Origin of the sequence: Noviherbaspirillum denitrificans (genome assembly GCF_002211445.1) — a bacterium.
Lineage (GTDB): Bacteria > Pseudomonadota > Gammaproteobacteria > Burkholderiales > Burkholderiaceae_D > Noviherbaspirillum > Noviherbaspirillum denitrificans.
The window spans coordinates 1,370,233-1,372,964 of record NZ_LSTO01000001.1 but is presented as its reverse complement, the minus strand read 5'-3'; the positions used below and the strand labels follow the sequence as shown (position 1 = coordinate 1,372,964).

The following is a 2,732-nucleotide window of genomic DNA, read 5'->3' as shown; positions in this document are numbered from 1 at the left end:
GGAGATGGGCAGGGACAGCTGGTCTTTCTCGAAGGCGAGACCGGCATGGGCAAATCCCGCCTGTGCCGCAAATTTCTCGCCATGTGCCAGGCTGACGGCGGCCAGTCGATATTCCGCCGCGCCCAGGCCGATGCGGATACACGCTTGCGCGACCCGGAAACCGGCCGGCTGTCGGATGCAAGCGGCGCGTTCAGCGCCCTTCCCGCCGCCATCCCGGGCAAGCCTTCGCTGTTCATCGTCGATGACTGCCACTTCCTGTCGCGGGAAGTCTGCCGAACCCTGGTCGACGCTGCCGCCGAAGCCGCACGCGCGGGATGGATCGTGTTGTTCGCCGGCCGCCACATGCCGGATATTGACCACGGCGGCGCCGAAACGATTCGCCTGCTGCGCCAGAGCGCCAGGGAAATCGAATCCCTGGTCAGGCAGGCACTGGCGCCGGCCGAGGCATCGACGCCACTGGTTCAATCCATCGCAAAGGATGCCGCCGGCGTTCCGCTGTTCGCGGTGGAACTGGCGCGCCAACCCGCGGATGGCGGCATCGCGATGTCGCTCATGCTGACCATCGCCGCGCGCGTCGACGGGCTGCGCCTGGATCGCAAGCTGCTGCGCACGGTGGCACGCAGCAGCCATCCGCCCACCGCCGACGAGGTCGCCGGCGTGCTGGGCGAGAACAACGAATCCGTCGCGCCAGCCGTACGGCGCGCGGTGGCAACCGGTGTGCTGCTGGCCGATGCCGACGGCCGCCTGGCCTTCGCGCACCCCCTGGTGCGCAAGATCATCGACCATGTTTCCCTTGAATGATATGAATTCCCCAACTGAGGCGGCAATCAACGCGACGAACTTCAAGCACAAGTCGCGTTTCAAGTTCATGGACGGTCCCCTGGGCCAGGCATTGCGTTCCGCGGACCTGCGGCGGCTGGTGCCTGTGCTGGCGCTGTCGGCGCTCCTGTCCAACCTCCTGTCGCTGGGGCTGCCGCTCGCCATCCTGCAGATCATTGACCGGGTCGTCTCCAACCAGTCCCTTGAAACCCTCGTCTTCCTGGTGACCGGCATCGTCCTCGCGCTGATCCTCGAAGAAGTCCTGCGCGCCATGAGCACCGTGATCACCGGCTGGCTCGGCATCCGTTACGAACACAAGGCCGCTATTGCCGCGCTCGACCGGCTGTTGCACACGCCGATGCGGCACTTCCAGAAAGAGGAACCCGGCGCCTATGCGGAACGTATCCTGGCGACGACCAAGGTCGCCGAGTTCTATTCGGGGCAGGCGCTGCTGGTTGTGTTCGACCTGCCTTTCGTCATCATCTTCCTGTTCGTGATCGCGGCCATCGGCGGCTGGCTGGCGGTGGTGCCGGCCGCGCTGCTGGTCCTGTTCGTCTTCCTGAGCGTCCGCTTCGGCCAGCGGCTCAACGACCAGATCGAACGGCGCCAGGTGCTGGACGACCGGCGCTTCAGCTTCCTCGCCGAGGTGCTGTCGAATATCCATTCCGTCAAGACGCTGACCATGGAATTCCTGATGCTGCGCCGTTACGAGCGCCTGCAGGAATCCAACGCGGGCATCGGCGAAACGCTTACCTACAGCAGCGCACGCGCCAGCGACCTCGGCATCCTGTTCTCGCAGATCATGATCGTGTCGGTGATCTTCGCCGGCTCGGCCGCGGTCATCCTGGGCAATATGACCCCGGGCGGACTGGCGGCCACCATGATGCTGTCGGTGCGGGCGCTGCAGCCGTTGCGCCGCAGCCTCTCGGTCTGGCTGCGCTACCAGGCCTTCCTCTCCGCCCAGCAGCGCCTGGACGACATCATGCACATGCCGGTCCAGGGATCGGAGGATAAACCGGCCCTGCCGCCGGTGATGCAAGGGCTAGAACTGCGGGACGTTTCGCTGCGCCACGGCAACGCCCCTGCCCTGTTCTCGCGCCTGTCGCTGAGCATGAAGGCGGGCGAATGCATCGCCATCCAGGGAGGCAGCGGGAGCGGCAAGACCAGCCTGCTTTCCCTGCTCAATGCACTGGAAGCGCCCGACCAGGGAACCATCCTGATCGACGGCCGCCCGATCCGGGAGTTCGCGCTCGACAGCATCCACAAGGAGATTGCCTTCCTGCCGCAGTCCGGCCAGATCCTGTCCGGCACCATCCTCGAAAACATGACCACGTTCGACAGCAGCCTGAACCCGGCGGCGCTGGCGATCGCAAAGGAAATGGGCCTGGACCACGTCGTGGCCGGCATGAAGACGGGTTACCAGACGCCGCTTGGAGAAGGCGTGGGCGAAACCCTGCCGGAGGGGGTGCGCCAGATGATTGCTATCGTCCGCGCCCTGGTCCATGACCCGAGCGTCATCCTGTTCGACGAGACCAATATCTACCTCGACATGGAAGGCGACCGGCGCTTGCGCGACTACCTGAGCGCACGCAAGGGCAAAAAGACAATAGTGATGGTGACCCACCGGCCGTCAATGCTGTCGCTTGCCGACAAGGTCTATTCGCTGATCGGCGGCGAACTGAAGGAAGGACAGCTGCGCGACCTGACCGCCGTCATGGATGTCCGCGCGAATGCCGCCAACGCCTCGCAGGCACCGGACCGCCCGGCGGCGATTACCGACCTGGCCGAGCTGGTGGACAAGCATTTCGAGGTGCCGTCCGATCTTTCCCGTTGCCTGCTGCCCTTGCTCAGGGCGCTCGACTGGCAGGGCCAGCCGCGCCATCTTGCCGAGGCCATGCCGCACCTGCCGCGGG

At 65.5% G+C, this 2,732-nt stretch carries 2 protein-coding genes; both read left to right on the top strand.

Annotated features, from left to right (window positions below; translation table 11 throughout):
- Positions 1-801: P-loop NTPase family protein (locus AYR66_RS06815; RefSeq protein WP_206047087.1), on the top strand; the 801-nt coding region annotated here is incomplete at its 5' end.
- Between the two features lies 1 nt (position 802).
- Positions 803-2,732: peptidase domain-containing ABC transporter (locus AYR66_RS06810; protein WP_206047086.1), on the top strand; the 1,930-nt coding region annotated here is incomplete at its 3' end.